Annotated in this window: 21 protein-coding genes; 11 read left to right on the top strand and 10 right to left on the bottom strand. The window is 37.4% G+C overall.

Translation table 11 applies throughout. From position 1 onward, the window contains the following. The first annotated feature begins 113 nt into the window (after positions 1 to 113). On the top strand, positions 114 to 446 hold the full coding sequence (locus C9J41_RS06955; protein WP_107294383.1) for a DUF3392 domain-containing protein: 333 nt from the start codon (positions 114 to 116) through the stop codon (positions 444 to 446). 43 nt (positions 447 to 489) lie between these two features. On the opposite strand, the gene aphA is transcribed toward C9J41_RS06955, so the two are convergent. Beyond that, a complete protein-coding gene (gene aphA / locus C9J41_RS06950) occupies positions 490 to 1,209 on the bottom strand; it encodes an acid phosphatase AphA (protein ID WP_107294382.1) in 720 nt (239 codons plus the stop codon). A gap of 265 nt (positions 1,210 to 1,474) precedes the next feature. On the opposite strand from aphA, the gene C9J41_RS06945 reads away from it, so the two are divergent. Next, positions 1,475 to 2,254, top strand: coding sequence for a thioredoxin domain-containing protein (locus C9J41_RS06945; RefSeq protein ID WP_107246110.1), 780 nt, complete (start codon positions 1,475 to 1,477; stop codon positions 2,252 to 2,254). A gap of 99 nt (positions 2,255 to 2,353) precedes the next feature. Here C9J41_RS06945 and ansB read toward each other — a convergent pair whose 3' ends face one another. From ansB to C9J41_RS06930, 3 genes are all read right to left on the bottom strand, one after another. After that, complete coding sequence (ansB, locus tag C9J41_RS06940) at positions 2,354 to 3,421, bottom strand: L-asparaginase 2 (protein ID WP_107261103.1); 1,068 nt, start codon at positions 3,419 to 3,421, stop codon at positions 2,354 to 2,356. 215 nt (positions 3,422 to 3,636) lie between these two features. After that, the gene (locus C9J41_RS06935; protein WP_107246113.1) at positions 3,637 to 3,888 is read right to left on the bottom strand and encodes a hypothetical protein; all 252 of its coding nucleotides are present in this window, start codon (positions 3,886 to 3,888) and stop codon (positions 3,637 to 3,639) included. A 57-nt stretch (positions 3,889 to 3,945) separates the two neighbouring features. Next, the gene (locus C9J41_RS06930; protein WP_233217771.1) at positions 3,946 to 4,392 is read right to left on the bottom strand and encodes a hypothetical protein; all 447 of its coding nucleotides are present in this window, start codon (positions 4,390 to 4,392) and stop codon (positions 3,946 to 3,948) included. A gap of 450 nt (positions 4,393 to 4,842) precedes the next feature. Here C9J41_RS06930 and C9J41_RS06925 point away from each other — a divergent pair, with 450 nt between their 5' ends. Further along, positions 4,843 to 5,859 carry a Preprotein translocase subunit SecY gene (locus tag C9J41_RS06925; protein ID WP_107207584.1) on the top strand — a complete coding sequence of 339 codons (1,017 nt, stop codon included), beginning with the start codon at positions 4,843 to 4,845 and terminating at the stop codon, positions 5,857 to 5,859. A 217-nt stretch (positions 5,860 to 6,076) separates the two neighbouring features. Beyond that, positions 6,077 to 7,606 carry a phospholipase D family protein gene (locus C9J41_RS06920; RefSeq protein WP_107294381.1) on the top strand — a complete coding sequence of 510 codons (1,530 nt, stop codon included), beginning with the start codon at positions 6,077 to 6,079 and terminating at the stop codon, positions 7,604 to 7,606. Between the two features lie 73 nt (positions 7,607 to 7,679). Here the strand turns inward: C9J41_RS06920 and rimK are convergent, their stop codons facing one another. From rimK to hppD, 3 genes are all read right to left on the bottom strand, one after another. Next, positions 7,680 to 8,582 (bottom strand): 30S ribosomal protein S6--L-glutamate ligase, encoded by a 903-nt coding sequence (rimK, locus tag C9J41_RS06915; RefSeq protein ID WP_107207582.1) that lies wholly within the window; start codon positions 8,580 to 8,582, stop codon positions 7,680 to 7,682. Positions 8,583 to 8,587: 5 nt separating this feature from the next. Then, complete coding sequence (locus tag C9J41_RS06910) at positions 8,588 to 9,049, bottom strand: ATP-dependent zinc protease (RefSeq protein WP_107291137.1); 462 nt, start codon at positions 9,047 to 9,049, stop codon at positions 8,588 to 8,590. 163 nt (positions 9,050 to 9,212) lie between these two features. Then, positions 9,213 to 10,283 carry a 4-hydroxyphenylpyruvate dioxygenase gene (hppD, locus tag C9J41_RS06905; RefSeq protein ID WP_107207580.1) on the bottom strand — a complete coding sequence of 357 codons (1,071 nt, stop codon included), beginning with the start codon at positions 10,281 to 10,283 and terminating at the stop codon, positions 9,213 to 9,215. A 223-nt stretch (positions 10,284 to 10,506) separates the two neighbouring features. Between hppD and C9J41_RS06900 the strand changes: the two genes are divergently transcribed. Then, entirely contained in the window at positions 10,507 to 11,433 is a 927-nt protein-coding gene (locus C9J41_RS06900; RefSeq protein ID WP_107246118.1) for a CHAD domain-containing protein, read from the top strand. A 3-nt stretch (positions 11,434 to 11,436) separates the two neighbouring features. Here the strand turns inward: C9J41_RS06900 and C9J41_RS06895 are convergent, their stop codons facing one another. Then, the gene (locus C9J41_RS06895; RefSeq protein ID WP_107207578.1) at positions 11,437 to 11,916 is read right to left on the bottom strand and encodes a glutathione peroxidase; all 480 of its coding nucleotides are present in this window, start codon (positions 11,914 to 11,916) and stop codon (positions 11,437 to 11,439) included. Between the two features lie 75 nt (positions 11,917 to 11,991). On the opposite strand from C9J41_RS06895, the gene C9J41_RS06890 reads away from it, so the two are divergent. The 3 genes from C9J41_RS06890 to C9J41_RS06880 all read left to right on the top strand — a co-directional run bounded on the left by C9J41_RS06890 (position 11,992) and on the right by C9J41_RS06880 (position 15,387). Continuing rightward, complete coding sequence (locus tag C9J41_RS06890; RefSeq protein WP_107246120.1) at positions 11,992 to 12,543, top strand: hypothetical protein; 552 nt, start codon at positions 11,992 to 11,994, stop codon at positions 12,541 to 12,543. 200 nt (positions 12,544 to 12,743) lie between these two features. Beyond that, on the top strand, positions 12,744 to 14,849 hold the full coding sequence (locus C9J41_RS06885) for a protein-disulfide reductase DsbD (protein WP_107294380.1): 2,106 nt from the start codon (positions 12,744 to 12,746) through the stop codon (positions 14,847 to 14,849). Between the two features lie 13 nt (positions 14,850 to 14,862). Next, the gene (locus C9J41_RS06880) at positions 14,863 to 15,387 is read left to right on the top strand and encodes a protein disulfide oxidoreductase (RefSeq protein WP_107294379.1); all 525 of its coding nucleotides are present in this window, start codon (positions 14,863 to 14,865) and stop codon (positions 15,385 to 15,387) included. A 45-nt stretch (positions 15,388 to 15,432) separates the two neighbouring features. Here C9J41_RS06880 and C9J41_RS06875 read toward each other — a convergent pair whose 3' ends face one another. Continuing rightward, positions 15,433 to 15,942 carry an NlpC/P60 family protein gene (locus tag C9J41_RS06875; RefSeq protein ID WP_107246257.1) on the bottom strand — a complete coding sequence of 170 codons (510 nt, stop codon included), beginning with the start codon at positions 15,940 to 15,942 and terminating at the stop codon, positions 15,433 to 15,435. A 276-nt stretch (positions 15,943 to 16,218) separates the two neighbouring features. Here C9J41_RS06875 and C9J41_RS06870 point away from each other — a divergent pair, with 276 nt between their 5' ends. Then, complete coding sequence (locus C9J41_RS06870) at positions 16,219 to 16,647, top strand: GNAT family N-acetyltransferase (protein WP_233217772.1); 429 nt, start codon at positions 16,219 to 16,221, stop codon at positions 16,645 to 16,647. Between the two features lie 367 nt (positions 16,648 to 17,014). After that, positions 17,015 to 17,779: a 1-acylglycerol-3-phosphate O-acyltransferase gene (locus C9J41_RS06865; protein ID WP_107294378.1), complete on the top strand. Its 765-nt coding sequence runs from the start codon at positions 17,015 to 17,017 to the stop codon at positions 17,777 to 17,779. 55 nt (positions 17,780 to 17,834) lie between these two features. Here C9J41_RS06865 and C9J41_RS06860 read toward each other — a convergent pair whose 3' ends face one another. Continuing rightward, positions 17,835 to 18,188: a DUF2750 domain-containing protein gene (locus C9J41_RS06860; protein WP_006644976.1), complete on the bottom strand. Its 354-nt coding sequence runs from the start codon at positions 18,186 to 18,188 to the stop codon at positions 17,835 to 17,837. 273 nt (positions 18,189 to 18,461) lie between these two features. Between C9J41_RS06860 and rarD the strand changes: the two genes are divergently transcribed. Next, on the top strand, positions 18,462 to 19,370 hold the full coding sequence (rarD, locus tag C9J41_RS06855) for an EamA family transporter RarD (protein WP_107287935.1): 909 nt from the start codon (positions 18,462 to 18,464) through the stop codon (positions 19,368 to 19,370). The last annotated feature ends 40 nt before the right edge of the window (positions 19,371 to 19,410 follow it).

Raw genomic sequence — 19,410 nt, 5'->3', positions numbered from 1 at the left:
GTATATCTCTGTATGCCGTGATCTTCTTGGCAAGTTTGTACTACTACACTAGTTTTTTATCATCAACACAACTACCCTCAAACGTCATTATTTAGCAGAAATAGTATACTTACATGGAGCTCATTATTCGTCTTTTATCTGATTTAGGACACGATCTTCGTCCTTGGTTAGATGATATTTCAACCGCGATTGTCGCTTGTTCATTGGTTGTTTTCGGTGGGGATTTTAATCGTTTTTTACGCAGGCATTTGTCCCATTACAATTTTATTATTAGGACTATTGTATTTATTCTCGTCAATGCCTTCGGTTATGGCTTTTTAATTATCACTTTATCACCTTGGGTATATCGTGAGCTGTTAAATCTTCCTAATTATTTGTCAGTTTGTATTATAAGCACCTTTTTTATCTTTATTGGCTGTTGGGCACAACGAAATAAACATATATAAAAAAAGCGACCATAACGGTCGCTTTTATTAAATTCATTAACAACTAGTACTGTGAATTAGTCACGACTTCTTCACCGAAAACACCATTTTTAGCAATTGGTCGGTTACTTGAGTTGGCAGCTCGCATAATACGAATGCCTTCTGCTCCCGCTTTGCGAGCTGAAATAATATCACCGTCAGAATCACCATAATATAACTTAATATTATTTTCTTTTATGTAAGGCGTTTTAGTAAATTCTGTTTTACTTGATCCTGAAAATATCACCTTATGCATATTTTTAATACCAAATACATCTTTTAAATATTGCGTGGTAATTTCACATTTTGACGCTGTACGACCTGTAATAAAGTAAATTTGATCGCCACGTTTTTGGTGCATAGCAATCAACTCTTTACCTATTTGCTTTGGTAAACTAAATTTCTCCCACTCACAGTTCATTTTATCCCAGAACTTCTGCTCATGCAGGTATGAAAAACTATTTGGAGAAAACTCCTGCTTACCACGATAGAAACCCGGTGTACTGAATAATACCGTGTCATCAATGTCAAAGCCGACAGCCATTGGTGGCTTACCTTTTAATTTTTCAGCAATTTGCTTAACTGAGATCCAATGGACGTCTTTTGGTTGCCCCATTTCCATTATTTGGATCGTACTATAACCAGGATCAGTCGCCGGTACTTTAGGATCCGCAAAAGCCGCTGTAGAAAGTGTAGATAAAGCAAATAATGAGCTAACGGCTAATAATGTAAATTTTTTCTTCATAATAAGATCTCTGTTCATTCGTTATGAATAATTTACAACAAAAGTATTCATAATTATGCGCAATACATCACAATGATATTTTCAAATAATGAAAAATAAGATCTATATTTTATATAACAGTTTAATTAACTCACTTTCTTCTATTGAATTTTTTATTTAAAAATAAACATTTCTATAATATTTAACAATTTGATTCAGGTTACATTCATACTCTATATCATTTAATTGGTGATAATTAATACGCTATCTAACGTATAGAGATAAAATGAAAAAACTAATTTTACCGCTTATGGTGACAGTACTATTAGCTGGCTGTAATGAAACAACAGCAGTTAATAATAAAGACTTTAGCCCTGAGCAAAAAGCACAAATTGAAAAGATTGCCAGCCAATATATTATTGAGCACCCTGAAGTTTTAGTAAAAGCATCAGAAACATTGCAAAAGCAACAGATGGAAAAGCAGGTACAATCAGCGAAGCAAACTGTTGTCGCTTATGCTGACCAACTTATTAAAGATGCTAAAACACCATATGTTGGCCCTAAAGATGCCAAAGTAAACGTTATTGAGTTTTTTGATTACCAATGCATGTTCTGCTCAAAAATTTCACCTATCGTGAAACAACTTGAAGCTGAAAACCCCGATGTAAAATTCATTTTCAAAGAAACGCCAATCTTTGCATCACGTTGGGAAGCTTCAAAATATGCGGCAGATATGGGTAACTGGATTTTTGCCCATAAAGGCAGTGACCTTTACAGTAAATACCATAATGCCGTATTTGCCTCAGGTAAAGATGAAGGCAAATTAACCAAACAAGATGTTAATGATATTGCAACTAAGTTGGGCATTGATATTAGTAAGTTTGATGCAAACAATAGTTTTGAAGGCAACTTCCAGCTATTTAGTAAATTAGGTTTTCAAGGAACACCGGCATTAATTGTTATGCCAACAGATAATGTAACCACAGACAATGTTCACATTATTAATGGCTACGATCCTCAGGGGCTTAAAGATGCCATTGCGGAAGTAAAGAGCAACGCTAAATAATTCAGTACGTTATTAAGCGAGTATCAAGCCAGTCAGGAAGACTGGCTTTTTACTATAACAAACCTACGTAAACACGAAACTCAAGCCAATAAATATAATCTAGTAATACTGAAACATCTTTTGTACATCACGATAATCATTTGTTTGCGTTAATGACAGCATTAATAGAATACGGGCTTTTTGGGGATTTAGAGTTCCGGATGCAACAAAACCATATTTAGTGTCATCGATTTCTGCCGCAAGTGTTGTCGCGCCAGTAGGTACACGAGAACTCCGAACGACCATGATCCCGTCTTTACTTGCTTTAGCGAGTTGTTCGAAAATACCTTTATAAATATTACCATTACCAACACCAGCACTCACAATACCATCAAATTTTGCATCAATTAGCGCTTTAACAGGTAAGTCAGAGGCGTTGGAATAGTTATAAACGATCCCGACTTTAGGTAAGGCTTTCACTTTCGATATATCAAACTTAGAATCTTTCGTATTATGACGCTCTGGACTGCGTTGATACACCGCATCGCCATTATGGATATAACCTAACTCACCAAAATTAGGTGATTTAAATGTATCGACAGCTGTTGTACTGGTCTTAGTGACATCACGCGCATCCAAAATCACATCATTCATCGCCATTAACACACCGCGGCCTTTTGAATCAGTGTCAGCAGCGGTGATCACAGCATTGTATAAGTTAACAGGTCCATCAGCACTCATCGCGGTTGATGGGCGCATTGCACCCACTAATACAACAGGCTTATCACTCTTCACGGTTAAATTTAAAAAGTATGCTGTTTCTTCCATGGTGTCAGTACCATGTGTAATAACAATACCGTCAACATCGTCTTTCGCTAAGAGTTCATTGACACGTTTAGCTAACGTAAGCCATACCTGATCATTCATGTCTTGCGAACCAATATTCGCAACTTGCTCGCCACTGATATCGGCAATTTTTGTCATTTCCGGTACAGCATTAATAAGGGCATCAATACCGACTTGTCCTGACGTATACGCACTGCCTGTTGCCGATTGCCCTGCACCAGCTATTGTTCCACCCGTTGCTAATATCTTAATATTAGGCAGTTCAGTACCTTGAGCAAAAGAGGATGATTGAAAACTTAAACCAGCAACCAAGATACCTAAGCAAACTAAATTCTTTTTCATTAATACTTCTCTCGATATTTATTACAAAATATTTATAAATTGAGAGTAGTTATTAATAGAAATCATTTTTGCGCAGAGAATCACCCTTCATATAAATGATAATTCGATATTCATCACACAAAGGAATAACGCAATACAAGCATTAACATTAATAAGACGTAATATTTTAATCCATCACATCAGAACAACATATTAATTATATTAATAACAAATTTTTAAGCACCAATAGCTGAGAATGGATCAACTTCAAAATAGTGGCTCTGACAACAATCTGCTAATTGAGCATCGACATAATGCTCAATCATTTCAAGAGATTCTGCTTCCCAAACACATTGAAACGTTTGATTATCAACATAAACTAAAGCAAGGTGTAATTGTAAATTAGATGGTAAATTGCACCCCATATACTGCGACTTAATGAAAAATTGCTCTTCATTTGTCATTTTATGTTCACTGGTAAAGAACATCACTGACCCTCCTTAACCGTTAAATTAACAATAAGTATAGGTCAGCTTTTTACATAATTAATTATGGGCGATATCTTTAACTGCACGTAAATAGGCTTTTTCAGATTCTATATACTCTAAAGACTTTTTGGCTCTTAACCATTCAGGATACAATAAATCTCTTTTTATCAATAAGTTATTTATAAAGGATTGTTGTTGTTCTGACGCCGGGTATTTTGTCTTAATACGTTGAATTTCAAACATCACATGAACTTTATTACTAACAATTTCTTTATAACTTTGAAAATCAAACTTTTGCAATTGCGGCCAAGTATCATAAAAAGCACTTAGACACTTTTGCTCTATGAGCGATAATTCATCGTCCATAATTTTGTACCACGCATAGGACTGTCCTAAGCGCTCATACATTACGCGTTCTCTTTCAGTATAATAAATCGGTGTTGTGTTATCCCTAACCTGTTGATCGATACTTCCCATCACATTCGACTGAGGTTGATATTTCACAAAACTACCTGTGGTTACTTTATTGTTCCTATTATTCAAATAATGCTAGATATTTTTGTCAATATAATGACAATTTATCTCAATCCGTATTAATTAGTTTATATAAAAGATGGATAAAGACTCATAGCTTTAGCAATAAATGACCACTATACATCATGTTAGATATTCCCCCTTTTTTGCACAGTAGTCTTATTTAACCTTCGATTATGTTTAGTTTGTAATCACTCTATGGTGGCATTTTAAACAGCAATGAAAGCGGCGTGTAAATTTTCATCGAAAAAACACAACACGCTAGGTTTTATAAGGGCTGGGAACAATTTTAAGGTATCCTATAGACTCCTTTTTTGCTTGGCGTTAATAACGACAAGCGAGCAAACGCTCATTACTCAGACTTAATTTATGCTTTACGATCAGAAAAGTCACATCCGCTACCCGAAAGGATTTTTTGCGATGTGGACAGTTTATAGTTTCACAGGTGCAGCTATTCTCGCCTCTATCATCTTCTCGCTGCTATTATTCCTTTCCATTGATGATGATCCATTAATGAAGTTTCTCTTTGGTGGATTGGCGGTTATTTTCGAACTAGGAAAATTCTTCGCATGGTACGAAGTTGGGGAACGTAAAGCACGTCGTAACTATACTGGCACACTATCTGCTTTTACTTTTTACGCCGTTCTTGCCGCAATTTCGATTGGTGGATCTATTGGCGGTATTAACAGCGCAACGAATAAAGCACAAAGTGAAGTTAACGTTCAAAAAAGCAAAATCAATGCATTCAACATGCAGATTGAAGCCATTGAAAAACAAATTGATCTCAATAACGTCGCAGCAGAAAAATACATCCAGATGGAGCGCATTGCCTCTGGTGTTGCACGCATTCAAAAACAAAATGATGAATTACGTAAGCAACAACAAAAGCTTGCAATGGAACGTGATAGCATTCCTGTCGTTAGCCAAGGCTCGGTTTTAGGATTGATTGATAGTCTTGCAGAATCGTTACATGTAACCCCTCAAGCCGCACAGTTAGGTTTAGTGGTGTTTCTATCAGTATTATTAGATTTCTTTGCTGCATTCTTTGTAGGGTTAATCGGTGAAGAAAATCGTTTTCGTCATCAGTATCGCCATAACAAAGTGTTAGAAATGGCAGGATACAATGAATTTGACCAACCTAAACTGCTAGAACATTTTGACCCTTCAACGATTGGAACATCAGAAGTTAATGTACATGAGCAAGAGCCAGAAGAAATTATTGTCGAACCTGAACAGCCTAAAACCCCTTATGAATTAACCGTTGATGCGCTTAGTCATAACAAAGTAAATTGCAGTAAACGCGCTGTAAGTAAGTTTTTAAATATTTCAACCGATGAGGTTGATAGTATTTTCAAACAGCTATTAGATGAAGGTATTGTGAGTAAAAAGCCTAACAATCATTACCAATGGCATGGACTTACAACCACGACGAGTTAACGCATCACTGTGATAGATTAACCAAAATACCAGCCCGAAATAAGCAATTATTTCGGGCTTTTTTTGACTCAATATAATAATAGATTCTTACTTTGTTACACTTCTTATCAGTTAGTTTTCTAAAAGCAGAAAATGATCACATAATGTATTTTTAATTACAGCTTACCCAATTATTCCTCTGTAGAATCCAGTCACATTTATTTTCAATGTCTTAGCCATGATCCGTATTAAAGATTATAAGAAGCTGTTATCTCGTACTATTATCGCAACAAGTATTCTAGCACTTGTTGGTTGTGCTCAACCGTTATCACTAGAAAAGCAAGCAAGCTATTCCAATGTTGATAATTTCAACACTAGCTTGTACCAAAGCTCTTTGCCTTATACCAGCATTCATCCTGATAAAACAGGCTTCTACCCTCTTGGTGATGGTCAAGCCGCATTACTTGCACGTTTGGCTATTATTGAACATGCACAAAAAACACTGGATGTTCAGTACTATATTTACCGTGATGATGCGACAAGTGGGTTGATGACATGGTATTTATATCAAGCTGCTGAGCGTGGCGTTCGTGTGCGCTTATTACTTGATGATATGCAAAATCGTGACGATCAAGCATTAGCAAGCCTCTCTGCTCATCCTAATGTTGAAGTACGCTTATTTAACCCATTTTCAAACCGTACTATTAAGCCATTAAGTTTCTTAACTGACTTTGATCGGTTAAATCGCCGTATGCACAATAAAGCCATTATTGCAGATGGTGTGTTTGCCATTACCGGAGGACGTAATATCGGCGACGAGTATTTCTCTGCCAATAGTGACGTAGAATTCGGAGACTTCGACCTCATTATGCTGGGTAAAGTGATCCCACAATTCGCACGTCAATTTGATGAATACTGGAACAGTAAACCAGCAACACCGATTGAAGCCTTAGTCTCATCAGCACATAAGCCTACAAAAGAACAACTGGCACAGTGGAAAGATGCTCAGCTTAAGTACATGTCATCAGACTATGCAAGTTCGCTAAAAAACCACCCAATGGTACAGCAGTTAATGGAAGAGACATTACCGCTATACTGGACAGATGCAGAACTGCTTTACGATACACCGTATAAAATTGCGAATAGTAAAGATGATTTATTGCTACATAAGCTATCAGAGATGATCGCGAAAGCAGAGCATGATTTCTTTTTAGTTTCACCGTATTTTGTCCCAACAGAAGAAGGGGCTAAAGTGCTAGCTAAAGTGGCAAAGAACGGCAAAAACATCACTATTGTTACCAACTCATTAGCTTCTAATGACGTTTTCGCTGTACATGGCTGGTATGCCAAATACCGTAAAATCATGCTAGAAGGTGGTGTTAAGCTATACGAAGTAAAAGTAGAACCCGGCCATAAAACAAAACACAAATGGCTAAGTCGCTCTCGTACAAGTTTGCATGCGAAAACGTTTATTATTGATAAATCGAAAATTTTCGTCGGTTCATTTAACTTTGATCCACGCTCTGCATACTTAAATACAGAGTTAGGCGTGATTGTTGATTCACCTAAATTCTCAGGTGAAGTTTACAACACGATCAATAACTCACTAGTTAAAGATGCTTACCGTTTAGCATTGGACGAAAATGGTGAGATCATATGGAATGATGATACAACGGGCAAGCAGTATACATCAGAGCCAGACAGTAGCATTTGGCTTAAAATGGGCGCTTGGGCGGCCGGTGTATTACCAATAGAGAAACAGTTATAAGTCGGTAAGATAACCATTAAATAGTGACAAAAAAGGCGCTCATTGAGCGCCTTTTTTATGCTTGATTTTTCAATTAGCCTTTATTGCGAAGTGTCGTTTTTTTCACTGCATTTTTTTCGATGTAATCGATGATCATGCCGGCAATATCTTTACCTGTCGCTTTCTCAATACCTTCAAGGCCTGGTGAAGAGTTAACTTCCATAACAAGTGGACCACGCTCTGAACGTAACAGGTCAACACCAGCAACACCTAATCCCATAATTTTTGCAGCTGCAACGGCTGTTTTACGTTCTTCAGGTGTGATCTTAACCAGTGCTGCGCTACCACCGCGGTGTAGGTTTGAACGGAACTCGCCTTCTGCACCTTGGCGTTTCATTGCTGCAATCACTTTATCGCCAATAACGAAACAACGGATATCTGCACCGCCTGCTTCCTTAATGTATTCTTGAACCATGATATTCGCTTTAAGACCCATGAAAGCTTCAATAACACTTTCAGCAGCTTTACGTGTTTCAGCAAGAACAACACCAATGCCTTGTGTGCCTTCTAATAGCTTAATAACGACTGGCGCACCACCAACCATATCAAGTAAATCTTTAACGTCATCAGGCTTACTTGCAAAACCTGTCACAGGCATACCAATACACTTACGTGATAGTAGTTGCATTGAACGTAACTTATCACGTGAGCGGCTTATCGCTACAGATTCATTAACGGTATATACACCCATCATTTCAAACTGACGCAAAACAGCAGTACCGTAAAATGTTACTGATGCACCTATACGTGGAATAATCGCGTCAAAATCCACTAAATCTTCACCTTTAAAGTGAATCTGAGGTTTTTGCGAGTTAATGTTCATATAACAACGCAGTGCATCGATCACTTTAATTTCATGGCCACGTTGTTCAGCGGCTTCAATCAAACGAGCTGTCGAATACAGTGAACGATTGCGAGATAAAATTCCAATTTTCATGACAACTAGCCTTGATTTTTAATAAGATAAGATGCTTCTGGATCAACAATAATACGATCATGCATAGCTGTACGCCCTAGTAGCATACGGAAAGCCATATTATCACGACTGGTTAGCGAAATTTCAATCGGCCACTGTTGACCATTAAAATCAATTGTAGAAACGATAAAGTAGCGCAGTTGCTCATCACCACCTGAGTTTCTTACAACGCGTTTATCAGCCACTTTAGCTTCACAAATTTGTTCTACGTCGGTGTTGTTATGGATTGGGTGAATCCAAAACTTCACCCAATCTTCACCATCACGGGTAAATTCTTCAATTTTGAAAGTATGTAGGCACGAACTACGTGCACCAGTATCAATTTTTACATGAATATTATTGATACCCAGATCAGGTAATGCAGCAACTTCACGCCACCCAACAAGAAACTTATTATTTTTATTCACTATTGTATCTTTATTAACCATATTAGATGTCCAATATACTATAGAAGCATTAAACCCAATACCTTGAAATGATACTACTACAGTATAGAGAACATTAACCAGACCCTCTGGTATAAATTTTACATTGAAGAAATGTAAAATTTATAGCTAACAGCAGGGAAACAAATTGCTTATTTTCATTAAGCTAAGATTTTTCGCTCAGGACACCTCGGCGTATTTGGTCAAGTTCAATTGATTCGAACAAAGCTTGAAAATTACCTTCACCGAATCCTTGATTTCCTTTGCGTTGAATAATCTCAAAAAATACGGGGCCAATCACAGTTCCCGTGAAAATTTGCAACAAAATACCATGTTCATCGCTATCGATCAGTATTTTGTCATGCTGCAACAATGCAATATTTTCATCGTGACAATCAATCCTTTTATTGACCAGTTCGTAATAAGTATCTGGTGTATCCATGAAGATAACACCTAATTGACGAAGTTTTTTCACAGATGAAAGAATGTCATTAGTACTTAAAGCGATATGCTGAATCCCTTCTCCATTATATTGTTTTAAGTATTCTGCAATTTGAGAATGTTCATCGCTTGATTCATTGATAGGAATGCGGATTTTGCCACAAGGTGATGTCATTGCGCGAGATTTTAAACCAGTCAGTTTCCCTTTAATATCAAAATATTTAATTTCTTGAAAATTAGCAATTTTTTCATAAAAATCAGACCACTTATCCATGTGTCCAATTGCAACATTATGCGTAAGGTGATCAATCGTTAATAACCCTGTATCTATAGCGGCTAAACGCTGTTGTGCGTCTGGGTAATACTCAAAATCCACTTCATAAATATCTCGTTCGCCATAACGATCGACAAAATATAATAATGCACCACCAATACCTTCAATAGCGGGAATGTTGAGTTCCATAAGCCCAACATTATTTTCGCACCTCGTTGCACCATGCTTGATAGCATAGTCTAACGCCTTGTTAACCTCTTTCACCCGAAATGCCATCGCATTAACGCTTGCGCCATGCTGCAATGCAAACGAACTTGCTTGCGAAGCTAACTCGCCATTAACTATGAAGTTTATGTCCCCCTGACGGTAAAGCCACACCATTTTATGTTTATGTTTCGCTATTTCCGCAAAGCCCATTTGTCTAAATAATTTTTTAAGCTTAGTGATCCCAACTTTTGTTGGAGCAGTGTATTCAACAAATTCAAAACCATCAGTGCCTAATGGATTACATACTTTTGACATACAGTGACTCCTATAAAACTTATTGTTAACTCTTTAAGCTTTAGCAGCACTTCAAAATAACGGGCAGTTTTATCTTTCGTCATTGTTCATTTAATTTATTCTTCATTGTAACGTACTGTTTCCATAATATTTACATACACAAATAAGCCTCATGTTTCAGCTGTAAACGTTTATTTGTTCTATATTTAGGGTTTAAAGTGAATTTTACTAGTTAGGCAAAATCATGCATAAGCGAGACACTTTTCAGCTTCCTCGAAAAACGTCAGGTGTTTATCCTATTCATTCTACTTTGCCACTATTTAAAATTATTCGCGCTCACGTATTACAGAGCTTCTCTTTTTGTGAAAACTATCAAAAAGGCATTGTAAAAGATGATGATCCTGAATTTCTTCATCAATATCGCGTTACCATGCGCCGTATACGCGCCATACTTAGTCTCCATCAATCACTTTTCATTCCAGAACAACTAAAAGAAACTAATTTAGCTATCAAAAGTTTAATGCAGCCCACTAATTTACAACGCGATCTCGATGTTTATCTCATGCAAATGGAGCATTACTTTTACTTAGTCGAACATAAGCATCATCAAGGACTGGCACGCTTTTTTGACGATCTGCAGCACCAACGCCAAAAAGCCTATAAGAAAAATAAGCATTGGTTAAAAAGCGAAGAATATAAAACGCAATATAAGCTCATCTGTATACAGTTAAAGCAGCTATCGCCTCTCATGGAAGATCTATCTACACCACCACAACAAATGATAAACACGCTATTCGTAAACTTAAACAATCGTATTATCACCTCAATGAAGGCTATTGATTCAAAAACGTCTGACGCGCAACTTCATCGCTTGAGAATCAAATATAAAAAATTACGTTATGGTTTGGAGTACTACCACCCATTAACAGAACAGTTATCACTTCGTTTGAAATTAAAAACAGTGAAATTTCTACAAGCCAAATTAGGTGACTTCAATGATAGCTCGGTACAAATTGACTTTCTTAATCATTATTTAGAGCAATACAAAACAACGGGGAGACGTGCGAAGGCGATTGGTTTATTACTTCAAAAAGCACAACAACGGCATCTAGAAAATAAGCAGCAATTGATTAATGAAGTCATCCTATGTAGTCAAAATACTGCTTATTAATCATTATGATAGTAGCTTGATAATATCATCTTCTAAAGCAAATGGTTTTGTGGTGGGTGCATAGCGTTTCATTGGTTCACCCTCTCTTGAAATCAAAAACTTGGTGAAATTCCATTTAATATCATTGCCTAGCAAACCAGGTAATTGTTTTACGAGATAAGAAAATACAGGTTCAGCATCACGCCCTTTTACATCCACCTTACTAAACATCGGAAATGTTACGCCATAATTGATTAGACACTCCTGTTTAATTTGGCTTTCAGTTCCAGGCTCTTGTCCACCAAACTGATTACATGGAAAACCAAGTATTACTAATCCTTGATCACGATACTTTTCATATAATGCCTGTAATGCTTCATATTGAGGTGTAAAACCACACTTACTAGCAGTATTTACAACGAGTATAACCTTCCCTTCAAAAGCACTTAATGAAAGCGCTTCCCCTGAAAGTGCTTTAACCTCGAAGTCATAAATTTTTGTCATTCTCATTCCTATTTATTATTACTCGCTAATTGTCCATGTTATTCTGTCGACGTCCTTTTGTACGAAGTTAATAGCATGACAGATCTCAAACACTTATTTTTTTCTCTTGGCCTTGAACAACTTGATTTATCAGAAAAAGAGAAAAACATTATTAATGCTTTTATTCATGAATCAACACCTCGATTTAATGATATTTGCCACCAACGACAAGATAAAGAGCCTTTAGCGTTACTATTAGGCTATATGACGCAACAACATCACATTGCCTCGTCTCGTTGGACTGAACAACAGACCGCCTATCATCAAATGCAATCGGTATTTCAATCAACCGTAGGGGTTGAACACGCTAGCAAATTTATTAATCAAGATATCGATGAATATATTCTGATCACTCTACTATGGTTGCTTGTTCAAGGGGCAAATAAAATTGATTATAGTTATGCTAATGAACAAGCAGAGACGCTGTTAGATCACATTAGTGAAGAGATAAAACAGTCGAATGACAGTAAAAAAGATGAACAGCTTCGACAACGGTTACTGCAAGCATACTATCAAGGAAAAAATACGACGCAGCAAAGCCTTTTCACAAAACTAAAGCGTATGTTCAGGTTATCGCAACAACAATAGGAAATGACAGCATAACTTATCGCGATAATACGCGAACCAAAACGTAAATAGACTGTCACCTAATAATCTAAATATTTTGCTAACTCGATGAAATAGAGTCGTTATTTTACCGTTCTATTTTATCACCAAGACCATAGTATAAAATTTATACGCTCATGATCGTTGCAATGACATGCGCATTGTTAAAACGGAGTTCTAGATTGAAAAAGATATATCTCAATACTTATTTCGTCTGTGCCATGCTCGGCGCATTACTCAGTATCACTTTTTCCAGTCAAACCTTTGCGGCTACTGAGATTACAACGGGGTGGGTAACAAACCCACAGCATCCCCCTGTGCAAGTTAGGTTAGTGCTAACGGGTGAAAAAGACACAGCTAACCATACAGTTCAAGGACTGCTAGAAGTTAAACTTGATAAAGATTGGAAAACCTATTGGCGATCGCCTGGTGAAGGTGGTGTCGCACCATCTATAAACTGGGATATGTCTAGTAATGTTGAAAGTGTTGACTGGCAGTGGCCGATGCCAAAACGTTATGAGTTCTTAGGTGTTGAAACGCTGGGCTATAAACATGATGTTATTTTCCCACTTTCAATTCATGTAAAAGACATGAATAAGCCTGTATTCCTTGCAGGTAAATTAACCATGTCTTCCTGTACCAGTATTTGTGTACTGACTGACTATGAATTAGCACTTGATTTTAACCCTGAAAAACTCAGCTTATCGACTGACGCGATGTTTTTATACAACAAGGGTTATAGCCAAGTACCTAAATCGTCTCAAGCAGTAACATTGGATACTGTCTCTTATAACAAGGACAAAAAAGCAATTACGGTGGTTGCAACAAATAAGGCTGGCTGGATAAAACCAGATGTGTTGATTGACGGACATAATAAAGCCGTTAAAGACACCTCTTTTTTAGCGCCGAATGTTACGATTAAAGATAAAACACTGTATGCGGTATTACCGGTGACCAGTTGGTTTGGTACACCAAAGCTTGTTGGTGAACCACTTCAAATCACATTCGGTGATAATAATCTCGCTGTTGAGATCCCAGCAACAGCAACAGATACCCCAGTGATTGTGCCAAGTTCTAATAGTAACTTATTAGAAATAATTGGCATTGCGCTATTGGGCGGTTTAATTCTAAATATCATGCCATGCGTATTACCGGTATTAGGCATGAAGTTAAGTAGCGTTGTTTCAGCGAAAGGCTTAGAAAAACGCCAAATCCGTACCCAATTTATCGCTTCTGCTGCAGGTATTATCACCTCATTTTGGCTATTGGCTGGCTTTTTAGCATTAATGAAATTATCAGGCCAAGCGTTGGGCTGGGGAATCCAATTCCAGAGCCCTTGGTTTATTGGTGCCATGATTGCGATCACCGCCCTGTTTGGTGCAAATATGTTAGGCTTATTTGAAATTCGCTTATCAAGTAACACCAATACTTGGATGGCAACCAAAGGGGATAACTCACACCTTGGGCACTTTATTCAAGGAATGTTTGCCACCCTTCTTGCAACGCCATGTAGTGCCCCATTCTTAGGCACAGCTGTCGCGTTCGCATTAGGTGCTAATTATGTGACACTTTTTGCCATCTTCACCGCGTTAGCGATTGGTATGGCTGCACCATGGTTGCTCATTGCTCTCTTCCCACAACTGGCAAACGCATTGCCAAAACCTGGTCTATGGATGGATAGGGTTAAAACGCTGTTTGGTTTGATGATGCTGGCAACCAGTATCTGGCTATTAAGCTTAATGACTAGCTTCTTTTCTGCGGCGGTTGTTTGGGTGATTGGTCTACTGATCATGCTTGTTATCTTATGGCAATTAGGTCGTAAGAAAGGACGTAAAGCCGTTATCATCACAACAGCAGTTCTTTTACTGGGTGTTGCAGGTAGCCTTATCGTGGGTAGCTTAACCTCAAACCATTGGGCGAAGCCGCTAGCTGATGACCACCATTGGCAAACGCTAAACGTTGATAACATTGCAAAACAAGTTGCTGAAGGAAAAACAGTCTTTGTTGATGTTACGGCTGAATGGTGTATCACATGTAAAGCCAATAAAGTCGGTGTTTTACTGCAAGAGCCCGTATATTCAGCCTTATCTGCTGATAACATCGTGTTAATGCGCGGTGATTGGACGAAACCTTCTGACTACGTCACAGGCTTCTTACAGTCACATGGACGTTTTGGTGTACCATTTAATATTGTATATGGTCCTAATGCGCCTCAAGGTATCCCATTGCCCGTAATTTTAACAAGTGACGAAGTGCTTAACGCAATTAAAAAAGCAAGTAAGGAATAAAGGAATAACATACATGACAAGGACGTCTGCCAAAGGATGGCTTAAAAACATACTTATCACTGCTATATTAGTAACAGCAATAAGTATTGTGGTTGATATCTGGCGAAATAAAGATTTAACGGTTTCTGTTGATAACCATTCGGTAGAAAAAACTATAAACCAGCATGATATTGATTGGCTAACTCTCAGTTATCAACAGCCTGTTGTACTCTATTTATGGGCAACATGGTGTCCAAGCTGCCGCTTTGTAAGTCCATCAATCAATTGGCTGCAGCAATATCAAAGTGATCTGAATATAAAGGTATTTAGTGTTGCTATTCGCTCTGGAGATGACCGTTCATTACGAGCATACATGAACAGTAAAGAATATCGCTTTCCTGTCATTAATGACCAAAATGGTTCTATTAGCCAACAATTAGGGATAAGTGCTACACCTACTATTCTTATTGTTAAAAATGGCGAAGTCTTTAATTCTACGACAGGTGTGACAACTCCTGTTGGTTTATTCGCTAGAGTAATGGCCGCAACATATTTATAAATAAAAAGCCCAGCTAGAGTAGCTGGGCTTTTTATCATCTAATTGTCATTGTGGTTTCGGCATACGTCTAATTTGCCAAAAATGTCGCTTCCAATAAGGATTATCTAACCGTGAAATCATCACACCTTTTGATTGTGACGCGTGCATAAATTCTGAATTGCCTAAATATATTCCAACATGGCGTGTATTACGTCCCGTTCGGAAAAAGACTAAATCCCCTTCTTTTGCACTGTTACGTGAAACTTTACGTCCCTTTTTCACCAATTGTAATGTTGTTCTTGGCAACATCATTTGGTAAACACTGGAATAACCTACTTGCACAAATGCTGAGCAATCAATGCCTTTCTTTGTTGTTCCACCAAGACGATAAGGTGTTCCTTTCCATGAATGGTAAACACCATCAAACATACCTGTATCTACAGAAGCGTTCTTTTTCAAACCTTCTTCCAACATATCATTGCTAACAGCAATTTTTTTGCCTACTGACGTTGTTTCAGCAGCCTTATTGTTTGATGTTTTATCATTTACAGAGTCAGTCGAAGAACACCCAATCATTGACACAAGCGCCAATGCAAATAATGCGTGTTTATTATATTTAAATCCGTTCTTCAAAATTTAGCCTGTACTGATCGTTTGATAATACTTTTATTGATTATGGCTTAAAATAATACCAATAATAAGGACAAAGTGCACACTATCAGAATAAATTTGACCTATTCCAAACAATAACAATTCTAATATCTTAAAATTAGATACAAACATTAAACGTATACGCTCAACAATATGACCTCAATACAATTTCATAATTATAATCCCCATTATGAGCAAGAATTGTCTCAGCTTTACTATGACGCTATTACAAAAATTGCGCCTGCTTATTATCATCCACAACAAGTCAAAATATGGGCTGATTATCCGCGCAAACACCCAAACGAATTTGCTAAATTATTAACACAAGGTGCTGTAATAATGGCAATTAACAATGAAGGGAGTGTCATGGGGTTCGGTCAACTTCATCCGAAAAATTATATTGCTTTACTCTATACCCGGCCTGAGTTTAATCGCTTGGGTGTCGCGAGTGCTATTTATAGTAAGCTCGAACAAATAGCACATATAAGCCATCAAACAACACTGAGTGTTACAGCCAGTAAACTCTCTCTACCCTTGTTTAGCAAGCTAGGTTTTGAATTAATCGATACAGAAATTGCTATCCGTGACGACATTACGTTCGAACGCTACAACATGGTAAAATTATTGTAGGGAAGGAAAAAAAAAGCTTACTGTTAAGTAAGCTCAAAAATTTATACAACAGAAGAGATAAAAACTACGTCTATAACGTATTGATTATCTATATATAATTTTTACTTTTATCCTATTTAAGATCCAGTCATTTACTTATCTATAAATACATATGCGATTATCTTCACGCCTAGATTGAAAATGTAACTGTTAATGTTATTAACAAGCAATATATCATCTGACCAGATACCGTATATTTTTATAAATCGTGATAACACACTATAAAATGTTAATTATTTGTAAAGCCACACTATCACAATAATAACTATTTAGGTAATGTATAAAGATGTAGTCATGCGACATAACTTAAACAGCATAAGGAGTATATGTGCTGGCTTTAATTCGAATTACCATCGCAACCCTTTTTATTATCATTACAACCTGTTGTGCACTACTTTACTGCCTAATAAACCGACCTCGTGCACCTAAACATGTCTACACCTTTTGCCGCTGGTTTAACCAATTGCAAAAAATTACAGGTGTTCGTGTTGAGCAACGTGGACTCAGTAACAGCGCCAATATTGCTAATGCCGTCTATATATCCAATCACCAAAGTGTTTATGACTTTGTTACGACCCCTGGTATGTTGCAACCAAATACCGTGTCACTAGGGAAAAAAAGCTTATTATGGATCCCTTTCTTCGGGCTGCTTTACTGGATCACGGGCAATATACTGATTGATCGTGAGAATAAAGCCAAAGCGCGTAATACCATTCAGCAAGTTGCTGATGCTATCCACCAGCGAAATTTATCTGTCTGGGTTTACCCAGAAGGCACGCGAAGCAAAGGACGTGGATTGCTGCCTTTTAAGACAGGAGCTTTTAGAATGGCGATAGAAGCAGGTGTACCTATTATTCCTGTCGTGATCAGTACGACACACAATAAGATTGATTTAAATAAACTTGATAACGGTAATGTTATAGCTGAAATGCTAGCCCCAATCGACACTCAAACATTTAAATCGACTGACGCAAGACAGTTAGCTGAAAAATGCCATCAACTTATGGCAGAAAAGATCGCCCAACTTGATAATGAATTATCGAAAGATTCTTATTTGGCGAGTGAAGAGACATCAAAAGAGAATAAAGCCTAAAATAATTACACCCAATGAGTTTCATTGGGTGTAAATTATATCAACAATCTAAAGCTTAGATGTAAAGCTTAGCAACATCGCTAGGCTCAACTTCCACACCTTCAAGACTTTCGTTCCAGTTCAAACCAACAAGAACACCGTCTTCAGCTAATGTGATCATCCAATCTTCTAAGAAAATATCTAGTGGCAATTCACTTGGTTGGAACTCAGCCCACTCATCAGCACATTGCGCTTTCGCATCTTCTTCATTTGACCAGAATGGCATTACTTCCGAATCTTCAAACTCAGATGAAGCAACAGATAGCCAATCACCTTCTTCATTACGAAGGCTCCAAACAATACGTGTATTTTGTGTTTCTTCAACAAACATTAATTTGTTAGCTTGGATATCTGACGTTAATTTAGTCATCTATTTTCTCTCAGTTGTAAACCTAAATGGCAAGCAACCATAGCTTATATCACCACAGCACTCTAACCCATGAAGTTTAACAAAAAACAGAATAAACAGTGATTAAATATTGTTTATATTTTTATGCTTTATGAATATAAATTAATATTGACATATACCTATTCAATGGCAAAATGTCGCGATTATCGTCTAGGTTCATTCTGTTCCACCCGATATGGCAAAGTCTTGCCAACACATTACATCAAACATTTACACTTACTGTTAGGTCAATCAATGCAATCTCGTCGTGCTGGAAATATGCTGGCGGCATTTTCTTTTGTGCTTTGGGGAATTCTCCCACTGTATTATCAGTTCTTGCCACAAGCCAATATTAATGAATTACTCGCACTAAGACTTATTTTTTCAGTGCCTGTTATGTTATTAGTCATACTACTACTTAAACGGCCTTTACCTAACGTTACGGAACTGTTGGCAGATAAGAAATCGTTCTTCATGTGCGGTGTTGCTGGCTGTATTATGAGTGTATCTTGGTATGCTTTTACCTGGGCGATTACCCACGGTGAAGTGCTTGCCGCAAGTCTTGGTTATTTTATTAACCCATTATTTGCTATTGCCTTAGGTATGTTTTTCTTAAGAGAAAAGCTCACAAAAGCTCAAGTAATCGCTGTGGTTCTGGCTATCTTAGGTATTGCTTATCAAGTCTGGCAGTACGGGGAATTACCTTGGTTGTCTCTTCTTATGGGCAGCTTTTTTGCTATCTATGGATTAACCAAAAAGTATATAAGATATGATGCATTAACCTCGGTGACTATTGAAGCCGCTATCCTTACCCCCTTTGCTGTAATTTATATGCTGTGGCTTTACTTCTCTGGTGATAGTGTGTCGTTAACATCAGGTACGACTACATTCCTATTATATGTAGGCTCTGCGCCAGTTACAGTCGCACCCTTAATCTTCTTCGCTTTAGCACTGAATCGTACTAGCTTAACAATGGTTGGATTAATGCAATATATCGAGCCAACATTACAGTTCTTATTAGCCGTGTTCTTATTTGGTGAGGTCTTTGATCATACTAAAGCGATCAGTTTTAGCCTTATTTGGGCAGGTTTGATCTTTTGTACACTTGAAGCATTACCCAACTTATTCGATAAAAAGCGTAACGTTACCCTGCCTCACTCGTAATTGTCTTAAATGTAAACACCGTGCGTTGTACGGTGTTTTT

Origin of the sequence: Photobacterium sp. GB-50 (assembly GCF_003026755.1) — a bacterium.
In the GTDB taxonomy this organism is placed as follows: domain Bacteria; phylum Pseudomonadota; class Gammaproteobacteria; order Enterobacterales; family Vibrionaceae; genus Photobacterium.
This window is presented reverse-complemented; position numbering and strand designations above follow the sequence as displayed.